The sequence below is a fragment of the Tenacibaculum halocynthiae genome, assembly GCF_964512825.1.
Classification (GTDB): Bacteria; Bacteroidota; Bacteroidia; order Flavobacteriales; family Flavobacteriaceae; genus Polaribacter; species Polaribacter halocynthiae.
This window is the reverse complement of record NZ_CAZELG010000011.1, coordinates 126,834-150,095: the sequence shown is the minus strand read 5'-3', so window position 1 is coordinate 150,095 and position 23,262 is coordinate 126,834. Positions and strand designations below refer to the sequence as shown.

The following is a 23,262-nucleotide window of genomic DNA, read 5'->3' as shown; positions in this document are numbered from 1 at the left end:
AACATATCAATCATTTTTAATTCAAAAAAAAACATATTCCTTTTTTTATAAAAAGCACACTCTAAATTAATATATATTTGCTTACAAATCTCGCTTTTTATAAAAAGCAAACATCTATAATCATTACTAGTTGCGCTTTATGAGGAAATCTATATTTTTTATTTTATTATTTTTAAACCTCTTCTCTTTTTCTCAAACTAAAACTAATTTTAATTCTAGTGACTCAATAAGTTTATACAATAAAAAATGTCTTTTCTTTATTAATAGAAATCAAGACAGTATAAAATATTACATACGTAAATTAAAAAACTTAAATAATGAATGTAGCTTATATCAAGCTTACACTTATGAAGCTAAACTGGCTTATCTAAATAGAAATTACAAGAAAACAGAATTGATTTGCAAAAAGGTACTCCTTAAAATTAAAAACAATGAAGATTTCTGTTTTAAAGCAATTAAAATCTCAATATATACTCGTTTATTTTGGTTAAAGAAAAAGTTAGGAGAGTATAATATTGCTTATAATTATTTAATGGAACAGGAAAAAGTTCTAAATAGTTTAGTTTTAAAAGATAAGTTTTATCATACTAATAAACTATCTTTCAAAAATCATTTGGCAATTATTAAATCTGAATTAGGATTTTATGATGAAGCTCTTAGAATACTAAAGCCTACATTACAACTTATTGATAAAGTTTATAGAAAAGACAAAATAGGCGCCTATCATTCATTAAAATTTAAGTCAAACATTTTAAACTCTATAGGTAATGTATATTTATCTTTAAGTAAAAAAAATCAAAATTTACATTATATAGATTCTGCCTCTTTTTATTATAAAAAAGGTTATAATGTAGCTAAAAAATTTAATCCTCCTCATAAAGATTCGGAGATAATATATAACTTCAAAAAAACAAAGATTTTAATAGCTAAAGAAGAATATTCTAATGCCTTAAAATCAATAAACAACTATAAAAATATACATAATGGATATAACTATAATCATTATGAATATTTTCAAAAAGCCATTTGTTATTACAATTTAAAAAATGCTGATTCTACAATTTTTTATTCAAATAAGCTTTTAAATAATAAAAAAACAACTTGTAGACGCAGTACGTTAATTGCTTTGTACGATATTTTATCTAATCAATATAATAATTTAAAAAAAATAGATAGTGCTTTTAAATATTCTAAGCTAACTATGCTTCAATACGAATTAGCTAAAAAGAACAAAGAAAAAACATTCCAATTATTATATGAAAATGATTTTAATAGAGTAATCAAACTTAATAAAGAAATAAAAAAACAAAGTAATAGAAACCAAAATTATCTAATCATTGTTTTTTCCTTTATAGTAATTCTAGTTTTTCTGTTAGGATACTTAAAATTAAAAAAAGAAAATAAAAAGAAAATATCTGCTATTAATAAACTTAATAGCAAAACTCAAGAAAAACAAACAATTAAGAAAGAATATAATATTGATATAGAACTTGAAAACCAAATACTCTCTGCAATAGAAAAAATTAATGGTTCAAATACTTTCTTAAAATCAGATTTTTCAGTTTCGTCAATCGCTGAAGAAATCAACACAAATTCAACATATATTTCTTTTGTATTTAACAAACATTATAAAAAGTCCTTTAAACAGTTTTACACTAAAAAAAGAATTAATTATATCATTGAAAAATTAAAAACTAATACTGAATACAAGAAATACTCAATACAAGCTTTAGGAGAAGAAATTGGTTATACAAATGCTTCTGCTTTCTCTAGAGCCTTTAAAAAACAAACAGGATTAACTCCATCTTCTTTTTTAAAAACTCTAGAGAATTAAGCCTTTTCTTCTTTTTTTCTATTTAAGAAAAACCAACCTATTGGAACTAATAGTAACAACACATAAGATAATAATGCAATCGTGCTTCCTGTTTTTATAACTTTTGGCTGAAATTTAAACTCAATAGTGTGATTTCCTTTTGGAACTAACATTCCTCTTAAAACGTAATTTACTCTATAATGTGGAACCAATTCCCCATCAATATACGCATTCCAACCATCTTTGTAATAAATCTCAGAAAACACAGCAAATTGCTCTTTTCTTGTTGTTGATTTATAAACTAATTCAGTTATAGCATTTTTAATTAGAGCAATTGTAGCAGTTGAATCTTTTTCCTTTGGAAAGTTTATTTTCGAATTCTCTAAACTCGATTTTCTCAACACAGCTACTTCATTTGTTTTTAAATTATCTAATGCCTTAATCTCTTCATCAGCTGAATTCACTAATTTAATATTATTCACAAACCATGCGTTTCCGTTTGCTTCAGGATTTTCTTGAAACTTATCTTCTCCTGCAATAAAATACTTCGTGTTTAACATGTTTAACACCTCCATATTATTTTTTGCTATTTGATAATCAAATAATTCTTGATAACGTTTCATTTTTGCTGCATGATACCCACCTATAGAATTATGAAAATAAGAAGTCCTTCCATCCATCATAGGGTTTGTAGCAAAATTAGCTACACGATAATAACTTTTATCTTTTAAAATTTCATTATTTGCTTTACTAGCAACAAATGGCTTTATCACTTTTCGCTTAGTTGTAAAATCTTCTTTGTTTACATAATTTATATCTACAGAGATTAAATCGAAAAGAATTAATACTGTTAATCCAATAATAACAGGTGTTTCTTTTAGTTTATTTTTTAGTAAAAACCATAATAATCCAGCTGATAACGTTACTAATATAAGTGAACGAATACCATCCATAAATAACATTGATTTTCTATCAGATTTTAATGCATCTATTAATTCTGGTAACTGTTGATATTGTGCATCTCTAATACCTTCAAAAGCAAATAAACTTGAACCAAAAACAGTAAAAACCAACAACAAACCACCAATAAGATATAATGCTTTTTTAAGAGCTTCTTTTTTCTCTTCACTAGACACTTTTGGTGAAAAGAACTCTTTTAAAGCTATAACTCCTAATAAAGGAACACATAGTTCAGCTATAACTTGAATAGAAGAAACTGCTCTAAATTTATTATAAAGAGGAACATAATCAATAAAAAAGTTAGTTAATACTTCAAAATTTTTACCCCAACTCATTAGTATTGAAAAAATCGTAGCAGAAACTAACCAGTACTTTAATCGGCCTCTTACTAAAAACACCCCAAGAAAAAATAAAAAGAAAAGTATAACTCCAATATAAGCAGGAGCTTCTACTATTGGCTGTTTCCCCCAATACGTTAATACTTGATTTGAATATTCTTTTGCTACACTTTTCCCTGCATTACTTTCTAAAGTTTGATAAAAATTAGAATCTTCACCTAACTTTTCAAAAGTTCCACCTCCCATGAAACGAGGCATTATTAAGTTGAAGGTTTCTGAAATTCCATAACTATATTCAGTAATATACTCTTTATCTAGCCCTGTTGATTTTTCTTTCGGCGTACCATCTGGATTTATTGTTAATTCAGATTTCCCTCTTGTGCTAAAATCAGCATATTGCTTCATTGACATCAATCGTGTAGCATTTACACTAACTCCAATAATTACAGCTACTACTAAAACTGACACCTGCTTAATAAAAACAGAAACTTCTTTAGTTTTTACAGCCTCTATTCCTTCAACAATAACTAAAATTAATAAACAAAAACCAAGATAATATGTCATTTGAGGATGGTTTGCATAAATTTCTAAAGCCATTGCTAAAGAAGTAACCACAAAACCAAGTAAATATCTTTTTTGAAATAAATATAGAACTCCTGCAATTACCATAGGCATATACCCAATTGCATGAGCCTTGGCATTATGACCAGCTCCAAAAATGATAATTAGATAAGTTGAGAATCCAAAGGACAAACTACCTAGTATTGCAAGTTTCCAGTCAACCTTTAAAGCAATTAACAATAAGAAGAATCCTAAAAAATATAAGAATAAATAATCAGCAGGCCTAGGTAAAAAACGTAATCCTTTATCAAGGTAACGTACAAAATCATTTGGATAATACGCACTAACCTGAAAAGCTGGCATACCGCTAAAAGCATTTCCTAACCAATAAGGTTCTTCTCCATTCTCAACTCTATAATCAACAACTTGCTTCGACATCCCTTTAAACTGAGTAATATCACTCTGTTTAATTTGTTTTCCGCTTAAAACTGGATTAAAATAAATCAATGAAGCTATTGTAAAAACTACAATAGCTATCACGTAAGGTAAAAACTTTTTAAAATTCATAATTAATCAATTTCTTCAAAATCAACATACTCTCCTACTGAGTTATTGCTTTCTTTAGAGTTATTAGGTTTTTTATCTATTATTGTTTCACCTTCTTTAACAGTAGAACTTTGTTTTTCACCATACTGCTGTTGTGCTTTTTTTTGAACCTTATCAACTGCTTTCTTTAATAAGTATGGGCCAAATAGTTTTGCTAAAAACTTAATAGCATAATAAACTAAAAGAATAATTAAAATAGTTCGTAAAAGAGTCATAGGTCCAGCTTGATGTATTATCATACAAATAAAAATATTCAAAAAAATTACCCAAAAATAACAATTTGAAACAAAAGGTAACGTTAAGAGTTTACAAAACTTATAATATAGAGTAATTCATATTTTTACTGTATGTTTGTATTACTCCTTAAATTTGATTTTTACAACATGATAAAAAGGCTTTTTTTGTTTTTTATTTTTTGTACAACAACCTTTGTACAAGCACAGTACACCACTGTTATAAACTCAAATAGACCTGGGTTATCAGAAAGCCCATATAGTGTAGGTTCTGGAGTTTATCAACTTGAATCAAGTCTTTTTTATAGAAAGGTTCCAATAACTGCAACATTTAGTAACCCTCAATCTATTGGTTTAAATTTATTTTTTAGAACAAGTTTCATTAATGAAAAGCTTGAATTGAATTTAAACACCTCTTTATCTAATGATAAAATAGCATTTAAAAATATTTTTGAATCGTCATATAACAAAACTGGTTTAAGTGAATTTACTATTGGTGCTAAATATTTGGTATATGCACCTAAATATGATGATAAAACTAAAGAAATTAGAAGTTGGAAAGCCAGACATTCTTTTGATTATAAACGATGGATTCCTCATGTTGGTGTTTATGCTGGACTTAGTTTTGGTAATTTTTTAAATGATTATCACGAGAAAGGTGGAATGAGCCCTAGAGTTGGTGTTTTACTTCAAAATGAATTTTCCGATAAATTAAATGTAGTTACTAATTTATTTTACAACAACATAGGTACTGAATTTTCTGAGTACTCATATGTTGTTACTGGTACCTATAATTTTAATGATTATTGGTCTGGTTTTGCTGAAATGCAAGGTGTTTTTGAAAAATATGAAAATAAAAGTAGTATTGGAGGTGGCGCTGCCTATTTATTTAACAAAAACCTTCAAATTAATGCTTCTGTAAGAGCTAACTTTGAAAGAAAAGAAATAGGTATCACTTCAACTATTGGTGTTTCATATAGGCTAGATAGGCATTTTGATACCTTTGCTGAAATTGACGAATTTGGAAATAAAATAGAAGAAGATAAGCCAATAAAATATGATGAAAATAGAGGTTTCTTTGGAAGGTTATTTAGTAAGATTAAAAGACTATTTAAAAAAGACAAAAAACGAGAACAGAAAGTTGATTTAGATATTTCTCCTAATAAAGATAATTCTACTATTAGAACAGAAAAACCTAGAAGGCAAAGAGAAAAATCGTTAATCGATATTATTTCTAAAGAAGACAAAAAGGATAAAAAGAAAGCAAGCAAAGCTGAAAAGAAAGCTGCAAAAAAGGCGGCAAAAAAAGTAGAAAAAGAAAAGAGACGTCAAGAAAAAGAAAAAGAAAAAGAAATTAAACGTAAAGAAAAGGAACGCTTAAAACTGGAAAAGGAAAAAATAAAAGAAGCTGAACGTAAAGCTAAAGAACGTTTAAAACTTGAAAAAGAAATAAAAGAACTAGAAGAAGAAATAAAAAAAGAGGAAGAAAAAGAAAAAAAGAAAGAAGAAGACGATAATTAAAAAACAGAAATCATACACTTTATATGATTACCATTAAAGAAATAAATACTAAAAAGGAAATGAAACAGTTTGTTAAATTTCCTTTTTCACTTTATAAAGATAATCCTTACTGGGTACCACCAATAATAAATGACGAAATAGCCAGTTTTGATAAAACAAAAAACCCAGTTTTTGAACATGCTAATGCTCAATTTTTTATTGCATTAAAAAACGAAAAAATAGTTGGACGAATTGTAGCTATTATTAATACTTATGAAGTAGGGAAACAAGGATTAAAAAAAATGCGATTTGGTTGGTATGATGTTATTGATGATGTCAATGTTAGCAAAGCTTTATTAGATAAAGTAAAAGAAATAGGATGTAAAAACAACCTTGAATACATAGAAGGCCCAATTGGCTTTAATAATCTTGACAAAACAGGTGTTTTGACAGAAGGTTTTAATCATATTGGTACTATGATCACATGGTATAATCATCCTTATTATAAAGTGCATTTAGAAGAATTAGGTTTTAAAAAAGAAAAAGAATATTTAGAAAATAAATTTCTTTTTAAAAATGTTGATGCAAAAAAATATAAAAGAATAAGTAACTTAATTCAAAATCGATATAATTTAAAACAACTAAATTTCACTTCTACTAAAAAAATAATGCCTTATGTAGATGAAATGTTTGATTTATTTGGTAAAACCTATTCAAAACTTTCAACCTACGTTCCTATTTCTGATGAACAAATAGCATATTTCAAAAAAAAATACATCAGTTTTATTAATCCTGAGTATATAAAATTTGTTATTGATAGTAATCATAAACTAGTTGGTTTTGCTATTGTAATGCCCTCTTTTTCTGAAGCCCTTCAAAAAGCAAAAGGTAAACTCTTTCCTTTTGGTCTTTTTCATTTACTAAACGCAAGAAAAAACTCTAAAGATGTTACTTTTTATTTAATTGGTGTACATCCTGACTATCAAAACAAAGGTGTTACTGCTATTTTATTTAGCCAATATTGTGAAACTTTTTCAGATAGAAATATTGAAAACTGTATTCGAACTCCTGAATTAGAAGAAAACGAAGCTATTCATAAAATTTGGAAAGATTTTAATCCAGAAACTCATAAAAGAAGAAGAACCTATAGAATTAATTTATAATGCAGTTATTTTACAATCAACATATTTCTGAAGACACAAAGCAATTCACTTTTGATAAAGATGAGAGCAGACATATAGTTCGTGTTTTACGTAAAAAAGAAGGTGATATACTTTACATAACAAATGGTAATCACTATTTATTTACTGTAGAAATAGTAATTGCCAGCGATAAAAAATGTATTGTAACTATTATTAAAAAAGAAGAAAAAAAAAGTTCACGAAATTATTATCTCCATGTTGCCATTGCTCCTACAAAAAACAACGACCGTTTAGAGTGGTTTCTTGAAAAGGCTACAGAAATTGGTATTGATGAAATTACACCTATTATTTGTAAAAATTCTGAAAGGAAAGTTGTAAAAACTGAAAGGTTAGCTAAAATAATACAAGCTGCAATGAAACAATCATTACAGTATAAATTACCTAAGCTAAATGAGCCTGTTAAATTTTCTGAATTTATTCAACAACAATTTTCAAGCCAATTATTTATAGCTCATTGTGAGGATGACACTAGAAAGAATACTTTAAAAGACGGTATAGATTTAGCTTCAAGTTATACAATACTAATTGGTCCTGAAGGTGATTTTTCCACAGATGAAATTAAAAAATCTTTATCTCAAAAATTCACTCCTATAACCCTAGGTAACACAAGATTAAGAACAGAAACAGCTGGATTAACAGCAGTACAACAAATTAGTTTTTTACATCAATAATTCTTTTTTGTATATTTAACTCGATTAAAAACTAACATTGAGTACATCAGATTTCTTTAATTTGTTCTTACTTATTAGCGCGTTACATGGGTTTGCGTTTAGTATAATTCTGTTTTCATCAAAAAACGGCAAGGATAAAAGTATGCTATACTTAAATTTACTTATCCTATCTATTTCTTTAAACAACATACAGTCATGGGCCCTAGAAAACAAGTTATTTCAACATAAGTTCGCTTTAGATTATATTCAAATACCTTGGCATTTTTTAGCTATGCCTTTTTTGTATATGTTTTTAATTAATTATTTAAAAATAACTTCTAAAACTTATAACTTACTTAAACTTATAATTCCTCTTTTCATCTCTTCAATAGTTGCACAAGTTAGTTTTGTGTTATATTATAGTGCTGTTAATTCAAATGAGCATCAAGATTTTATTTACGAACGCTATACTTCAATTGAAGAAATAATTAGTTTCTCAATATCTATTAGCCTTTTTATCTATTCGTTCTATATTCTTTACAGAAGAGAAAAATTATTTCCAAAAATATTATCATACGATAATTTAAAATGGATTAATACTTTTTTCAAACTTTCATCAGTTGGCTACATCTTATGGATTACTGCATTAGTAATTAAAGTAAGTATGAATTTCAAAGGGTTTATGTTTTCTTATTACCCTTTAAGAATATATACAACCGTATTAATTTATTGGTTAGGTTACCAAGGACTTAGACAACTTAGAGTTTTAAAAGAAAGACAACACCTAAGGGAAGTTCTTTTAACATACCCTATAATTTCAGAAACAAAACAGGAAGTTAATTTAAACTCAACTGAAACAGCAATTTCTAATGAACAACTTGAAAAATATAAAGAATATTTTTTCAAGATAGATAGTTTTATTAGAGCAGAAAAAAAATTTTTACTTACAAAATACACATTACAAAATCTTTCTGAGGATTTTGATTTTAGCCCAAGTACATTATCTCTTATTATTAATACAATAGCCAACAAGAGTTTTATTGATTATTTAAATGAAATGAGAATTGAACAAGCCAAAAACTTATTAATTAATTCTGAGTATCAAAATTACACAATTGCTTCGATTGGCTTAGAATCTGGCTTTAATTCAAAATCAACTTTTTTTACTGTTTTTAAAAAACATACAGGTTTAACTCCATTTAATTATCGAAACAAAGCTTCTTTAGCTATTTAAGATGATTTTAACACTTAATTAGTTCGAAAACACTTAATCTGGACGTTTTCGAACTCAATTTATAAATAGATACACTAAATTTGATTTAAGAGAAATAAATATTTAAAATACAAGAATTTTGAAGGGGTTTTTTATTATTAAATATAATTTCTAAAAGATATTGTTGAGTTAAGAGGCTCAACGATGAGAAAGAAAAGGTTTAAACCTTAAACACCAGCTATATATAGTTGGTGTTTTTTATTTAGATTAATTCGATGAATATTTAAAAAAAGCACAAGAAATTAGTTCGAAAACACCCATTCTGGACGTTTTCGAACTCTACAAATAAAAAAAACAATTATTATTGTAGTGAAATTAATTGAATTTTATATTTCTGAGATAGAAAGCTTTAATGATATTAAATTTCTTAAGGGGAAAAAAGAAAACACCAGTTATTATAGCTGGTGTTTTTTAATTATGTTTTATTATATTGTCAACTAAAATACTTTTAGTGAAAAGCAACATATTTATTTATTTATTCTTTTTTTCATTTTTTGTTAACGCTCAACAGATAGCAATTTTGAAATATCAAGGTGGTGGTGACTGGTATGCAAATCCAACAGCTTTACCAAATTTGATTACCTACACAAATACCTACACAAAAACATCAATTGACAAAGAACCGCAAACAGTTTCTTTAAATGATAATGCTTTATTTAATTATCCTATAATTTTTATAACTGGTCATGGTAATATCTTTTTTAATAGCGAAGATTCTGAAACCTTAAGAAACTATCTTACATCTGGTGGTTTTTTGCATATTTCAGATAATTATGGCTTAGATAAATATATCAGAAGGGAGTTAAAAAAAGTTTTTCCTACAAGTGAATTACAAGAAATACCTTTAAACCATCCTATTTACAATCAAACTTTTTCTTTTCCAAAAGGGCTTCCTAAAATACATGAGCATAACAAAAAAAAGCCACAAGGTTTTGGACTATTTCATAATGGCAGGTTGGTTTTGTTTTATGACTATGAAAGTGACTTAAATGATGGTTGGGAGGATTCTCCTGTACATAACAACCCAAAAGAAACAAGAGAAAAAGCTTTAAAAATGGGAGCTAATATTATTGAGTATGCTTTTAAACATTAAACTTTTTCAAATAGATTCTATTCAAATAAATTTTGACACAGAAGCACTCTGGATGCTAAATATAGCATTAGCTATCATTATGTTTGGTGTATCATTAGATATCTCTATAGACGATTTTAAAAGACTTTTTAAGAACCCGAAAATTATTTTAGTAGGAATACTATCACAATTCATTTTATTACCTTTATTTACATTTTTACTAGTTATTATTATAAAACCTCATCCTAGTTTTGCTTTAGGAATGATATTAATAGCCGCATGTCCAGTAGGTAATGTATCTAATTTTTTCAGTAAAATGGCAAAAGGGAATACTGCATTATCAATTAGCTTAACTGCTTTCGCTACTTTGGTTTGTATTGCTTTAACCCCTATTAACTTAAACTTATGGGGTAGTTTATACCCTCCCACTAAAGCTATTTTAAAAACAGTTAACCTTAACCCTTACGAATTAACAAAACTTGTTTTACTCATTTTAGGCATCCCTCTTTTGTTAGGAATGCTGGTTAACTATTATCACAAAGAAATGGCAAAAAAAATAAACATTGTTTTAAAACCGTTTTCAGTTTCCGTATTTCTCTTATTAATAATAATTGCATTATATGACAATGCTAATATTTTTAAAAACCATATACATTTAGTTTTATTCTTAGTAATTTTTCATAATCTATTTGCTTATTTCATTGGATACTCAACAGCTAAATTGTTTAAATTGTCGACCAAAGATTGTAAAACAATTTCAATAGAAACTGGAATACAAAATGGTGGCTTAGGATTGTTACTTATTTTTAGTTTTTTTGATGGCCTTGGAGGAATGGCCTTACTTGCTGCTTTTTGGGGAGTTTGGGACATCTTTTCAGGAATGTTATTAGCTACCTACTGGGGAAGAAAAAAGAAAACATAATGCGTACTATTTTATATTATACTTTTAAATTTTTTATTAAAACCGGTTTATTTTTTTATTCTAAAAAAATAAAAATAAATGGTAGTCAAAACATTCCCAAAGATGGAGCTGTTTTATTTACGGCTAATCATCCAAATGGATTAATAGACCCAATATTAATTGCAACACATATTAAACGTAAAACTCACTTTTTAGTAAGAGCTGCTGTATTTAAAAAACCTATTGTTGCATATTTTTTTGATCTATTAGGAATGATGCCAGTTTATAGAATTAGAGACGGCATTAAACAATTATCAAAAAATGAAGCCATTTTTAACAAGTGTGAGCAGTTATTATCAAAAAACAAAACACTTCTTATTTTTCCTGAAGGGAGTCATAATCGTAAAAGATCAATTAGGCCATTAAGTAAAGGTTTTACTCGAATTATATTTCAAACACTTGATAAACATCCAAAAACAAAGCTTTACGTAGTTCCAGTTGGTATTACTTATCAAAACTCTTCAAAATATCCCTCAAAAATTGCTTTAAGTTTTGGTATTCCTATTGAAACCAACTCATATATGAACGAAGTGAATAGGTTTGAAGTAACTAAAAACTTAAAAAAAGAGGTTCTTGAACAGCTTAAACAACTAACTGTTCATATTCCAGATGATGCTAATTATGAAAAAACACTTACTAAATTAAATAAAGCTAATGTTGATTTTACAGAAATTCATAAAATAAATAATTTAGATTATACTAATAATATTAACGATAATTCAAAAAGTACATTTAACTATTTAAAACCATTACTTTTCTTAGTTATATTAAATAGTATTATTCCATATACATTATGGAAAATTGCTTCTAAAAAAGTAGATGAAATTGAATTTTTAGATACGTTTCGTTTTGGTTTTAATATTATCTTATTTCCTTTTTTTTATATTTTTCAAAGCTTAATTATTAACTATATATTTAATAAAGAAATCGCTATAATTTATTTAATTATTAGTTTCTTTATTATTCTTGCATACGCAAAACTATCCCCTACTAATACAGAATAGCGTCTTGTATATCTTGCTGTATTTTTGTACGCATATTACTTCTTACAAGCCCTCTATTACGCATTGTTGGAAATATCCTATTAGATAAAAACACATACAAAATACCACTTTCAGGATCTGCCCAAGTATAAGTTCCTGTAAAACCACTATGTCCAAAACTTTTATCAGAAACACATCCACAAGTTGGCTTTTCTTGAGGTCTTATTTGTGGTTTATCAAACCCTAAACCTCTTCTTACTTTTTTATGGGCATAATATCTTTTATTAAACTTCTCAATTGTTTCTTCTTCAAAATATTTCTTACCCCCATAGCTTCCTTTCTGAAGGTACATTTGCATTATTTTAGCTACATCATTAGCGTTTGCAAATAAACCTGCATGACCACCAACACCACCTAACATAGCTGCTCCCATATCATGAACATAACCATGCACTAATTGATTTCTATAATAAGAGTCTTTTTCCGTAGGTACAATCTGGCTCTTTTTAAACTTTTTAAGTGGTAAATACGTCATTCTATATGCCCCTAAAGAACTATAAAACATTTCATTTGCTAATTTATTTAACGGTCTCTTATATTTTCTTTCAATAATCTCTTTAAATATGTAGTACCCTAAGTCACTATACTTATATCCAGGCCTTTCTCTTTGTTCTGAATCTACAATATGCTTATATATTGTATCTCTATAACTTTTTGCTAAATATAAGTTCTTTGCAACTTTTATATTAAACTCTTTAGACTTTCTTTTTCTATAATATTGTAATGAGTTTTCACCAGTAATTGAATCTTTAGTTTCTAAATAAAAAGGAATCCAAGAACGTAATCGTCCATAATGAGACAGTATTTCTTTTAACAATAATGTATCTTTGTTAGACTTAGAATACCTAGGCAATACATCTCCTAAACTAGAAAAAAGACTAATTTTCTTATCTTCTTCAGCCTTCATAATCATAGGTAACGATGCTAATATTTTTGTTAACGACGCTAAATCATATATATCGGTTTTCTTTACTTTTCTTTTTTTAGAAAGTGTATGGTAACCAAAACTTTTATGGTAAAAAACTTTTCCATTTCGAGCTATTAAAACTTGACCACCTGGTGCCATTCTTTTCTTTAAAATAGTATCTATTCTTTTATCAATAATCTTTAACTTCTCAGAAGAAACACCTACTTCTTCAGGAATAGTATACTCTAAAACATCTAGATCATTTACTACAATCCCTTCACCTACTTTAAAAGTATCATGAATACTCACTGGTAATTTACCTTGTGTTTTAAAAGCTCCAAATAAAGCTTGGGCTGTTAACTCTTGAGATAATTTACTGTTCTGATAAGAGACTACTACCGTTTTAATGTTTGTAAATGACTTTACCTTTAACAAGCTATAAGGACTCGCAAATACAGTTAATATTACATTATTATTACGAGAAATTTCTTGTAGCCATACTAACTCTTTGTTTGTAAATTTATACCCTTTCCATGGATGTTTATTTGATTTATGAAACCCTACTATTACTGTTGTGTATTTTTTCAATTTTTGATTCAAAACACTTAAATGTTTATCAGAAACTTGATCAACTTTAGCATAATTTTTAAGCATTTTAAAAAAGTCATTTCCTTTTGCATTTCCTAAAGAAACATATGCTATTTTTTTGGTTTCAAGGTTTTGTATAGGTAAGTTTTCAGTATCATTTTTTACAACAGTAATTGCTTTTTTTATTAATCTCCTATGCAAAACATTATCTTTTGGTCTATGCAAGTCTTGTTGTAAACTATCTATAGATATCGGTTTATAATTAGCTAATCCAGCTAAAAATTTTGCCTTTAAAATTTTACTTACAGAATGGTTAATTCTTTCTTCAGTTAGCTCATTTTTTAAAATAGCTTCTTTAAATAAATTTATGGTCCCTGGAATGTCTTGAGGAATCAACAACAAATCATTCCCCGCTAAAAAAGTAGCTAAATTTATTGAAGCTGGAGTATTGTAATTGGCTGCACCTTTCATATTTAAGCCATCAGTAATAACTAACCCCTTAAACCCTAATTTAGTTTGTAATAAATCGGTTACTATTGTTTTTGATAGCGAAGATGGTAATTCAATATTTTGCTCTAATTGAGGCATGCTTAAATGAGCAACCATAACACTAGAAACACCAGCTTTAAACATCTTTTTATACGGGTATAACTCAATAGAGTCTAAACGTTGCTCTGTAAAATTTACAGTTGGAAGTGTTTTATGCGAATCTGTAGCTGTATCACCATGCCCAGGAAAATGCTTTGCATTTGCTAACACACCAACACTTTGCATTCCTTTAGTAAATGCTATTGCTTTTTCTGTTACGTTTTCTTTACTTTCTCCAAATGAACGATTACCAATAATAGGATTATTTGGATTTGTATTTATATCAACAACTGGTGCGAAATTTATGTGAATACCTACTCTTTTACAATGCTCTCCTATCCTTTTACCTGTTTCTTCTAGTAACTTATTATCTGTTATTGCTCCTAAGGTCATATTCCAAGGAAAACGATACGCTTTTTTTAAACGCATATCTAATCCCCATTCACCATCAAAGCCTATCAATAAAGGTACTTTAGCTGTAGCCTGATATTTGTTATTTAGTAACACTTGTTTTTCAGGAGTTCCTTGCATAAAAATCAAATTACCAACATGATATTTTGTAAGCATATTTTTAATATACTTCTCATGCTCATCATTTCTATTGGAATACGCCTGAATCATAAATAGCTGCCCTATTTTTTCATCAATAGACATTGATTTCAATATACTATTTACCCAAATGGTTTGTGCTTCTTTATTTTTTGATTCTAATGGATCTAATTCTTGTCCATTTACCAAGTTTGCAATAATTACTAAAACAAATAAAACTACTTTTCTCTTCATACTTCAACTATAAATACTCTTTTATTAAACTCAATAGTTATACCAAAAATCGTTTATGCCAACTTTCGTTTGCAGGTACTTCCCATTTTGTTTCAAAATCTTCTTTTGTATTTATCATATTATTGAACACTATAGTATTTGAAGTTATTTTTTCATCGTCGACAAACTTCTTAAAATCAGACAACTTAACTATATTAATATTTTCTCCATCTTTAAAAGAAATATTCATTTTATCCATTAAATCAATATTTAATTCTTTTTCAATTTCTTGAACAAAATGTACAGAAGAATCTATAGAACATCCCGAAACGTTATTAAAACCTTCATCAACTGCTAGTACTAAAAACTGACTATATTTTATTGTAAACGATCCTTTTAAGTCATCTCCGTGTCGTGTCCAATTATCAATAAACAATAAAGCTTTAGCACTTATTAATTCTATTTCTTCTTGAGTAAACTCTCTATCTGCTTGATATATCCAAACTCTTGAATGGTCAGGTAAATTTTTATATTCTGTAAACATTTTCTTTGGTATTATTAATTACTTCATATTAAACTTTGCCTGTAATGCTTTTAATTTTTCATCATCAGACATTGTTTTAACAGGTGCAGTCATTCTTTCTTTTATTTGTCGTAAAACCTTTTTAGTGTATAAAGGAAAATCTGCATTTTGTATCCAGGAATTATATCCAGGATTTTCTTTTAACACATCCTCTACTAAACGCCCTTTGTATTTACCAAAAGAAAAAATTTCTTGCTTGTCGTCATTGAATAAAATAAAACCAGCAAAATCTGCACGTTGTGTATGAGAAGAAAACTCACTTAATTCTTCTACAGTGTTTCCTATATCATCATATTTACTTAGTTGCGCTAATAAAATTTCATAGGTTGCTAAGGTATCAGCTTCAGCAGAATGAGCACCTTTTAAATCTTTACCACAATAAAATTTATACCCTGCACTTAATGTTCTTTGTTCTTTTTTATGAAATATAACTTGAACATCAATAGCCTTTCTATTAGTCATATCAAAATCAATTCCAACTCTCATTAGCTCTTCAGCTAATAAAGGAATGTCAAATCGGTTAGAATTGAATCCTGCCAAATCACAACCTTCAATCATTTCGTTAATTTTTACAGATAAATCTTTAAAAGTTGGTTCAGTAACTACTTTCTCATTTGTAATTCCATGAATAGCGGTTGATGCTTCTGGTATTTCAATTTCTGGGTTTACCAACCATGTTTTACTTTCTTTATTTCCATTTGGAAAAACTTTTAATATTGATATTTCAACAATTCTATCTGTTGCAATACTTATTCCTGTAGTTTCTAAATCGAAAAATACAATTGGTTTTTTTAAATTTAATTCCATTTATTTTTATTGTGTTAAGCTTATAAAAGCTTTTTATTTATTCGTTATTTAATTGTGCCTTAAATTCATCAATTTGATCTATCACCTTTTGTGATAAAGTAGGCTCTTTAAAATTATATTGTTGTAGCTCTTCTAATAAAACTTTTGCTACAATATACCTTGCAGTTGGTTTATCATCAGCAGGAACAACATACCAAGGCGCATAATTTGTTGATGTTCTATTTAAAACATCTTCATAACACTCCTGATATTTATCCCATAATTTACGTTCTTTTAAATCTCCTGCAGAAAATTTCCAATTCTTTTCCGGAATATTTAAACGTCGTAATAACCTATTCTTTTGTTCATCTTTTGATAGATTTAAAAAGAATTTCAAAACTACAGTTCCATTTTCTTCTAAATGCTTTTCAAATTGATTTATTCTATCCATTCTTGAATGGTAAAAATCATCATTTAAATCTTCTAAATTCTTTACCGTAGGAATACTTTCTGAAAACACATACTCAGGATGTACTCTTGTAACCAATACATTTTCATAATGAGTACGATTAAATACACCTATTTTTCCTTTAGGTGGAAGTGCTATATAGTGCCTCCATAAAAAATCATGTTTTAACTCCAATTCAGTAGGTACTTTAAAACTATGTACCTCTACCCCTCGGGCATTAACATCTTTAAAAACTTCTCGTATTAAACTATCTTTTCCTGAAGTATCCATTCCTTGTAAACATATCAAAACACCATATTTACCTTCTGCATACATAGTATCCTGTAATTCACTAATTTTTTTTCGAAGTTTTTTAAGCTCCTTTTTAGCATCTTTTTTTACTTCTTTTGTACTTAAAGTACTTAATTTAATTTCTTTGGAAACCTTATAGTGTTCTACGTTCATAAAAAAAATAGTAATTATACTATAAATGTACTAAAATTACTGCGTTTAATGATTGATTTTATCTTGGTTTTTATCAATTAATTCAATTACTCTTATTATTATTTTTCGTTTTTATTCTTGAATTTTAACCATTCAAAACTTAACACATGAAAAAAACTATTATAATTCAAGGAAGTTCAAAAAGTTACGGTAATACTAATACAGTAATTAATTATTTAAACAAGGATGGAAATTTTGACATTATCGACCTAAAAACCAAAAACATAGGCCCATTTGATTACGAATTCAAAAACAAAGAAGATGATTTTATCCCTTTACTAGAAGATATTATTAATAAATACGACACTATTGTGTTTGCTACACCAGTATATTGGTACAGTATGAGTGGTATTTTAAAAGATTTTTTTGATAGGATGTCTGACCTTTTACATTATAAGAAAGAGTTAGGACGTAAAATGAGAGGTAAAAACATGGCTATGATTAGTAACTCTGGTGCTAACGACTTAAAGCAAGGTTTTACTATGCCTTTTATTGAAAGCGCAAATTATTTAGGTATGAACTACCTTGGAGACACGCATTCTTGGTTTACAGAAGATGGAACTAATATTACTATTGAAGCAAAAGATAACATCGACACTTTTAGAAAATTATTTTAATTAAAAATTTTAAAACACAATTATTAATCGTAATATCGCAATATAATAATCAATTAAATGGGCCTTACTAAATCTGAAATATTTACAGAAGAGCAAAATGATATTGCAAAAATCGCTAAAGTTTTAGGGCATCCAGCTCGAATAGCAATAATTCAACATATTTTAAAAATAAAATCATGTATTTGCGGGGATTTAGTAAACGAAATTGGCTTAGCTCAACCTACCATATCACAGCATTTAAAGGAACTGAAAAGTACAGGAATCATTAAAGGCAATATTGAAGGCACTAGTGTTTGCTATTGTATTGATCAAGAAAACTGGCCAATTATACAAGAAAAATTATTAAGTATTTTTTCACAAGAAAACAAAAATAACAATTGCTGTTAACAATAATAATTTAATAGAAAATCATAACACTATGAAACTTTCAGAAATAAAAAAACATCTTCAAAAATTAGAAACTATTGCGTTTGAATTACCTGATGGTAGCCTTGTTCCTTCTCACTTTCATGTTACTGAAGTAGGTAAAGTAAGTAAACACTTTATTGATTGCGGAGGAACTGTTAGAAAAGAAGAAGTTGTTAATTTTCAACTTTGGAACAAGGATGATTATGACCATCGTTTGCACCCAGAAAAATTAACTCACATTATTGAGTTATCAGAAAAAACTTTAGGTATTGAAGATTTAGAAATTGAAGTAGAATATCAAGGTGATACTATTGGTAAATATGCTTTAGACTTTAATAGTAAAAACTTTTTACTAGTTAATAAAGCAACAGCTTGTTTAGCTGAAGATCAATGTGGTATTACTTCCAATAAGAAACCTAAGGTTAACCTATCGGATTTAAACAAACAAACATCTTCTTGTGATCCAACTAGTGGTTGTTGCTAAATATAAAAATGCCGTTATTTTAAAATAAAATAACGGCATTTAAATTTTATTATCAATCTATTCAACGGGAATACACAAATCTACAATCCATTTCCCATTTGGATGCTCTTGCCCGTTATTATAATAAATCTCAAAAGGATCTCTTTCTGATTTTCTATACCCTTGTTCACTCATCCATACAAAACTACTTTCCCAAGCTTGTTGAAACTCTTTTGAAGTTACTTCAAAACGAGAAACAATACACTTTGTAGCAGGTAATGTTTTCAAATTTACTTGACCATCTGAAGTAACTTTTTGACTTAACACCACACAAGCACTCATTCTAATCTTATTTGGATCAGTTATTTTTGGACTGTCATGATAAATAGTCAACATTCTAACATTTTCTTGATTCATTACTCCTCTTGGAGTTGCCCATTTAATAAGTTCATTATAAGCGTTACCTATTAAATCCATTTTTCCTTGATAGCCTATATAAGCCAACTCCATATCAGGTATTGTTTTCACATCTGTTTTTATTGCATTCATTTTAATCCAGTTTAAAGCATTATTAATATTGTAAATATATTGCTCAAACCTTACCTCTATTTGACCATCTTTGCTTTTGGTTTTACAAATCTTGCTAAATTTACTTGGACTTTGTTTCTTAAATTCTTCTGGGGAAACTCCATAAAATTTTTTAAATCCTCTAGAAAAGGACGATAAACTAGTAAATCCTACTTTTTCAGACACTTCTGTTATTGTTTTTTCTTTTTGATGTAATAAAAAATGAGCCGCTTTTTCTATTCTTTTTCTAAAAACAAACTCATTAAGTGTTTCTTTAGTTACAATTTTAAAAAGTCTATGAAAATGATATGGAGAAAAATAAGCAGCTTTTGCTACCTCTTCTAAATTAAGTTTTCTATCTAAATTTTCTTCTACAAAATCAATTGCTCTACCTACTCTTATGATAGTTTTATTAGAAATAATATTGGGTGAACTCATGAATATTTTTTTTGAAGTTGATAAAATAAAAAACCACTAACAAAGTACAAAACTACATCTATAATATCCGATGTATACCTTATGTTAATTTGTGGTAAAAAAAACTCGAATACAAGTGAATAAAATAAAGAAATGTATAATACACCCCAAATAGGAATACAATATTTTTCATTTCCTTTACTCCATCTTAAAACATACAAACATATAGATAAAACTATTGGTACAATTAAAAAGTCATTTACATAAAAACGAACAAATCTAGGTAGTTCTATCTTATACAATGAAGCTAAATAAACAAAACTCCCAAGTAAACATGAAAAACAAAAATAGTATAACAACCCTTTCTTTTTCATCCAGCTGCCACCATAGCTATAAACCATGCTAAAAAAGCCCCTATTGCACTTACAACTAAAAAAACAGAATGTAATACCCAACCTGCAACTCTGTACCAAACAAAAGGATGTTTTATTAGTCTTTTTGCTAAATTTGGATTCTCTAATTCTTTTTTAACCTCTTCAATCTGCTCTTGCTTAAACTTAGCTACTTTTAATTCTTGTCTTTTTCTATGAGATATTAAATTTCCGCAACTTTTACAATAATCAGAATTTTCAGTAAAAACTCCACACTTCGAACATTTAATATTTGTTTTGATTTTAGACATTTTCTTTTTCGAATGAATATTTATTTTTCTTTTTATAAGGTCTAATAATCAGTCTAGTTTCTCTATCAAAACGAATATAGTTATACACCCAATTCATAAAAACAATTACTTTGTTTCTAAATCCTATTAATGAAAAAAGATGAACAAACATCCATACAAACCAAGCAAACACTCCTTGAAATTTCAGCTTTGGTAAATCTACTACTGCTTTATTTCTTCCAATGGTAGCCATTGAACCTTTATCATTATAAATAAAAGGCTTTAGTTTTTTTCCCTTTAATTCGAGAATAATATTTTTCGCCAATAACTTACCCTGCTGAATTGCAGGTTGAGCCATCATAGGATGTCCATAACTATAACCTTCAGTTTCCATACAAGCAACATCTCCTACAGCATATACATTTTCATAACCAAGTATTTTACTATACTTACTAACTTTAAATCTATTTGCTCTTTCAACTAAACAAGTACCTTCTAAACCTCCAATTACATCTCCTTTAACCCCAGCTGCCCATATTACTGTTTGCGCATCAAAATGATCTTCTCCATCAGTTTTAACAGTTACTCCATTATAATCTAAAACTCGTAAGCTTTTCCAAACATCAACCCCTAATTTGATTAAGAAATCTTCTGCTTTTTCAGAAGCTTTCTTACTCATTCCTTTTAACAATTCTCCAGAACTTTGAATTAGATTTATTTTCATTTGCCTTATATCTAAATCTGGATAATCTTTAGGTAAAATACCTTTTTTCATTTCAGCTAAAGCACCTGCTAACTCAACACCTGTTGGCCCTCCACCCACAATAACAAAATTCATTAGAGCCAAACGCTTCTCTAGATTCTTTTCTAGTAAAGCTTCTTCAAAATTTTCTAATACTAAACTACGGATGTTTAATGCCTGCGGAACAGACTTCATTTCCATTGCAAATTTTTTAATATTAGTATTTCCAAAAAAATTAGTTGTTGATCCAGTAGCTATAACCAATTTATCATACTCTAAATTTCCTATAGATGTTTCTATTACATTTCTTTTAGCGTTTACATTGGTAACCTCAGCTAAACGAAAATAAAAATTATCAACATCATTAAATCTTTTTCTAAGTGGAAAAGCAATACTATCTGGTTCTAAACCACCTGTAGCTACTTGATATAATAAAGGTTGAAATGTATGGTAATTATGTTTATCAATTAAAACTACTTGAAGCTCTTGATTTTCCAATCCTCTTGCAACTGCTAATCCAGCAAAACCTCCACCTACTATTATAACACGCGGAAAACTGGTTTGAGGTATATTCATATATCTTAGTAATTAAATATATTATTGTAAGAACAAATTTAGCTAAAAATTCTTCTTTATATTCAGTTTTTTTATAGCTTTATAAAATGAAAAATTTTGTACTACGTTTTTTCAGAAAAAATAAAAAACACATAATAGTTAGCTGTAAAACTGATGAAGTTATAATCAATGATCAGAAATTTACTTTCCCTACCAATTACAACTCTTTAGTAGCTATTTTTGGAGAGCCCAACAGAAATTTAAACAAAAGTAAAAATTATGTTTTTTGGGATTCATTAGGCGTTTTTTGTAGATATACCGATACCGAAGAAATTTTTTCTATTAACTTTTTTCAAAACAAAAAAGATAGAAGCGAATACAATACTAAAAAACAATTTAGTGGAGAATTATTTTTAAATGATGAAAATATTACTAATAATGAATTTGATAAAATTTCATTAGGAGATATTTCAATTCTAAGGCTGGGTAGTGAAAACGAAATCCGTTATGGTTTTAGTATTGGAGTAAACAAAAGCTATAAACTTTTATAGAATCACTCCAATACAATTAATCTAGACGAATCAAATTTTATTTTTAAGTTTAGCAAATTCTTTTTCTAAAAAAAGGAGCTTATCTTCTAAAGGATCACCCAGTTCTGGCAAACGTTTAAAAAACACATATCTAATACGCCACAACTCTTTTACATCTGCTAAATTAAAAGTCTTGTCATCTATATTTTTATGATCTGCCCTCAGAACAACTTCTTTTTTAGCCACATAAAAACGCCTTAATATCAACTCGTTTTTCACTAATACCAAAACTAAATCTCCATTATTTAATTTAGGTATAATAGCCGAAGGAACATATTCTCCTACAACAATATCTTTAGGGTATAAACCTTTGTCATGCATTGACATTTCAAGATTACTAACAGTAAAAGCTCTAAAGTTTTTTGATAAATTTAATGGTAATTGCATCATTGGCAAATCGTTTATAAAATTTTTCTTATCAAAATATTTTACATACTCACCACTATTTACATCAGTTATTAATGGTACACTTGCCAATTCTTCTTTTTCAACTTTTTCAGCCTGAAGCGTTAAATCATCTTTAAATTGTAATAATTTATTTACAGTTAATTCAGCCGTTAGCAAATCACCTATAGGAATGCTAAAAAAATTAGCAATCTTAATTAAAGTATCTATCTTAGGTTCACTCCTACCTTCCTCGTAAGCCCCTAAAGTAGCTCTCTTTAGATCAAACAACTCGGCAAAAGCCTGCTGACTTAACCCTTTAACTCCCCTTATTTTTTTTATATTTTTTCCGAAAAAAGACATTATTTGCTAATTTTATTTGCAATATTAAAAATATTGTGTACTTTTACACTAACAATATTAGCTAATACTTTTGGTTTTTGCTAAAATTTTTAGTCAAATTTCAAAAAAAAATTAAAT

Annotated in this window: 22 protein-coding genes; 12 read left to right on the top strand and 10 right to left on the bottom strand. The window is 27.7% G+C overall.

Translation table 11 applies throughout. From position 1 onward, the window contains the following. Positions 1 to 139: 139 nt before the first annotated feature. Positions 140 to 1,834 (top strand): helix-turn-helix domain-containing protein, encoded by a 1,695-nt coding sequence (locus ACKTTQ_RS03240; protein ID WP_408048378.1) that lies wholly within the window; start codon positions 140 to 142, stop codon positions 1,832 to 1,834. Here the strand turns inward: ACKTTQ_RS03240 and ACKTTQ_RS03235 are convergent. Together ACKTTQ_RS03235 and ACKTTQ_RS03230 are read right to left on the bottom strand one after the other, a co-directional pair. Then, positions 1,831 to 4,239 (bottom strand): YfhO family protein, encoded by a 2,409-nt coding sequence (locus ACKTTQ_RS03235; RefSeq protein ID WP_408048377.1) that lies wholly within the window; start codon positions 4,237 to 4,239, stop codon positions 1,831 to 1,833. The genes ACKTTQ_RS03240 and ACKTTQ_RS03235 overlap by 4 nt on opposite strands. Positions 4,240 to 4,241: 2 nt before the next feature. Then, positions 4,242 to 4,517, bottom strand: coding sequence for a DUF4834 family protein (locus tag ACKTTQ_RS03230; RefSeq protein WP_233487098.1), 276 nt, complete (start codon positions 4,515 to 4,517; stop codon positions 4,242 to 4,244). A 144-nt stretch (positions 4,518 to 4,661) separates the two neighbouring features. On the opposite strand from ACKTTQ_RS03230, the gene ACKTTQ_RS03225 reads away from it, so the two are divergent. The 7 genes from ACKTTQ_RS03225 (at position 4,662) to ACKTTQ_RS03195 (ending at position 12,173) form a co-directional block, all read left to right on the top strand. Then, positions 4,662 to 6,032 carry a transporter gene (locus ACKTTQ_RS03225; protein ID WP_158530812.1) on the top strand — a complete coding sequence of 457 codons (1,371 nt, stop codon included), beginning with the start codon at positions 4,662 to 4,664 and terminating at the stop codon, positions 6,030 to 6,032. A gap of 23 nt (positions 6,033 to 6,055) precedes the next feature. Continuing rightward, complete coding sequence (locus ACKTTQ_RS03220; RefSeq protein WP_408048376.1) at positions 6,056 to 7,174, top strand: GTP cyclohydrolase; 1,119 nt, start codon at positions 6,056 to 6,058, stop codon at positions 7,172 to 7,174. Next, positions 7,174 to 7,884, top strand: a complete 711-nt coding sequence (locus ACKTTQ_RS03215; RefSeq protein WP_408048375.1) for a 16S rRNA (uracil(1498)-N(3))-methyltransferase — start codon at positions 7,174 to 7,176, stop codon at positions 7,882 to 7,884. The genes ACKTTQ_RS03220 and ACKTTQ_RS03215 overlap by 1 nt, the downstream gene beginning before the upstream one ends. Positions 7,885 to 8,026: 142 nt before the next feature. Further along, positions 8,027 to 9,097 carry a helix-turn-helix domain-containing protein gene (locus ACKTTQ_RS03210; protein WP_113785732.1) on the top strand — a complete coding sequence of 357 codons (1,071 nt, stop codon included), beginning with the start codon at positions 8,027 to 8,029 and terminating at the stop codon, positions 9,095 to 9,097. Between the two features lie 490 nt (positions 9,098 to 9,587). After that, positions 9,588 to 10,229 carry a DUF4159 domain-containing protein gene (locus tag ACKTTQ_RS03205; protein ID WP_113785733.1) on the top strand — a complete coding sequence of 214 codons (642 nt, stop codon included), beginning with the start codon at positions 9,588 to 9,590 and terminating at the stop codon, positions 10,227 to 10,229. Continuing rightward, positions 10,213 to 11,130 carry a bile acid:sodium symporter family protein gene (locus tag ACKTTQ_RS03200; RefSeq protein ID WP_408048374.1) on the top strand — a complete coding sequence of 306 codons (918 nt, stop codon included), beginning with the start codon at positions 10,213 to 10,215 and terminating at the stop codon, positions 11,128 to 11,130. Before ACKTTQ_RS03205 ends, ACKTTQ_RS03200 begins: the two co-directional genes overlap by 17 nt. After that, positions 11,130 to 12,173, top strand: coding sequence for a lysophospholipid acyltransferase family protein (locus tag ACKTTQ_RS03195; protein ID WP_408048373.1), 1,044 nt, complete (start codon positions 11,130 to 11,132; stop codon positions 12,171 to 12,173). Before ACKTTQ_RS03200 ends, ACKTTQ_RS03195 begins: the two co-directional genes overlap by 1 nt. Here ACKTTQ_RS03195 and ACKTTQ_RS03190 read toward each other — a convergent pair. The 4 genes from ACKTTQ_RS03190 to ACKTTQ_RS03175 are packed head-to-tail and all read right to left on the bottom strand — an operon-like array spanning position 12,160 to position 17,339. Beyond that, on the bottom strand, positions 12,160 to 15,078 hold the full coding sequence (locus ACKTTQ_RS03190) for a glycoside hydrolase family 3 N-terminal domain-containing protein (RefSeq protein WP_408048372.1): 2,919 nt from the start codon (positions 15,076 to 15,078) through the stop codon (positions 12,160 to 12,162). The two genes, ACKTTQ_RS03195 and ACKTTQ_RS03190, sit on opposite strands and share 14 nt — an antisense overlap. 37 nt (positions 15,079 to 15,115) lie before the next feature. Then, a complete protein-coding gene (locus ACKTTQ_RS03185) occupies positions 15,116 to 15,601 on the bottom strand; it encodes an ABC transporter ATPase (protein WP_408048371.1) in 486 nt (161 codons plus the stop codon). A gap of 18 nt (positions 15,602 to 15,619) precedes the next feature. Next, positions 15,620 to 16,447, bottom strand: a complete 828-nt coding sequence (locus ACKTTQ_RS03180; RefSeq protein ID WP_408048370.1) for an exonuclease domain-containing protein — start codon at positions 16,445 to 16,447, stop codon at positions 15,620 to 15,622. A gap of 37 nt (positions 16,448 to 16,484) precedes the next feature. Continuing rightward, positions 16,485 to 17,339 carry a PPK2 family polyphosphate kinase gene (locus ACKTTQ_RS03175; protein ID WP_299135794.1) on the bottom strand — a complete coding sequence of 285 codons (855 nt, stop codon included), beginning with the start codon at positions 17,337 to 17,339 and terminating at the stop codon, positions 16,485 to 16,487. A 146-nt stretch (positions 17,340 to 17,485) separates the two neighbouring features. Here ACKTTQ_RS03175 and ACKTTQ_RS03170 point away from each other — a divergent pair, with 146 nt between their 5' ends. Genes ACKTTQ_RS03170 through ACKTTQ_RS03160 form a run of 3 tightly spaced genes read left to right on the top strand, consistent with a single transcriptional unit; the run spans position 17,486 to position 18,887 of the window. Beyond that, positions 17,486 to 17,995: a flavodoxin family protein gene (locus ACKTTQ_RS03170; RefSeq protein ID WP_408048369.1), complete on the top strand. Its 510-nt coding sequence runs from the start codon at positions 17,486 to 17,488 to the stop codon at positions 17,993 to 17,995. 57 nt (positions 17,996 to 18,052) lie between these two features. Continuing rightward, entirely contained in the window at positions 18,053 to 18,382 is a 330-nt protein-coding gene (locus ACKTTQ_RS03165) for an ArsR/SmtB family transcription factor (RefSeq protein WP_408048368.1), read from the top strand. Positions 18,383 to 18,413: 31 nt separating this feature from the next. Beyond that, positions 18,414 to 18,887: a DUF6428 family protein gene (locus ACKTTQ_RS03160; RefSeq protein WP_113785740.1), complete on the top strand. Its 474-nt coding sequence runs from the start codon at positions 18,414 to 18,416 to the stop codon at positions 18,885 to 18,887. A gap of 57 nt (positions 18,888 to 18,944) precedes the next feature. On the opposite strand, the gene ACKTTQ_RS03155 is transcribed toward ACKTTQ_RS03160, so the two are convergent. The 3 genes from ACKTTQ_RS03155 to ACKTTQ_RS03145 form a co-directional block, all read right to left on the bottom strand. Next, on the bottom strand, positions 18,945 to 19,871 hold the full coding sequence (locus tag ACKTTQ_RS03155; RefSeq protein WP_408048367.1) for an AraC family transcriptional regulator: 927 nt from the start codon (positions 19,869 to 19,871) through the stop codon (positions 18,945 to 18,947). 349 nt (positions 19,872 to 20,220) lie between these two features. Beyond that, a complete protein-coding gene (locus tag ACKTTQ_RS03150; protein ID WP_408048366.1) occupies positions 20,221 to 20,532 on the bottom strand; it encodes a hypothetical protein in 312 nt (103 codons plus the stop codon). Continuing rightward, positions 20,525 to 21,829 (bottom strand): NAD(P)/FAD-dependent oxidoreductase, encoded by a 1,305-nt coding sequence (locus ACKTTQ_RS03145; protein ID WP_408048365.1) that lies wholly within the window; start codon positions 21,827 to 21,829, stop codon positions 20,525 to 20,527. Before ACKTTQ_RS03145 ends, ACKTTQ_RS03150 begins: the two co-directional genes overlap by 8 nt. Before the next feature lie 86 nt (positions 21,830 to 21,915). Here ACKTTQ_RS03145 and ACKTTQ_RS03140 point away from each other — a divergent pair, with 86 nt between their 5' ends. Further along, positions 21,916 to 22,359 (top strand): DUF7738 domain-containing protein, encoded by a 444-nt coding sequence (locus tag ACKTTQ_RS03140; RefSeq protein WP_093870689.1) that lies wholly within the window; start codon positions 21,916 to 21,918, stop codon positions 22,357 to 22,359. A 30-nt stretch (positions 22,360 to 22,389) separates the two neighbouring features. Here the strand turns inward: ACKTTQ_RS03140 and ACKTTQ_RS03135 are convergent, their stop codons facing one another. Further along, a complete protein-coding gene (locus ACKTTQ_RS03135; protein WP_408048364.1) occupies positions 22,390 to 23,145 on the bottom strand; it encodes a helix-turn-helix domain-containing protein in 756 nt (251 codons plus the stop codon). Positions 23,146 to 23,262: the final 117 nt, after the last annotated feature.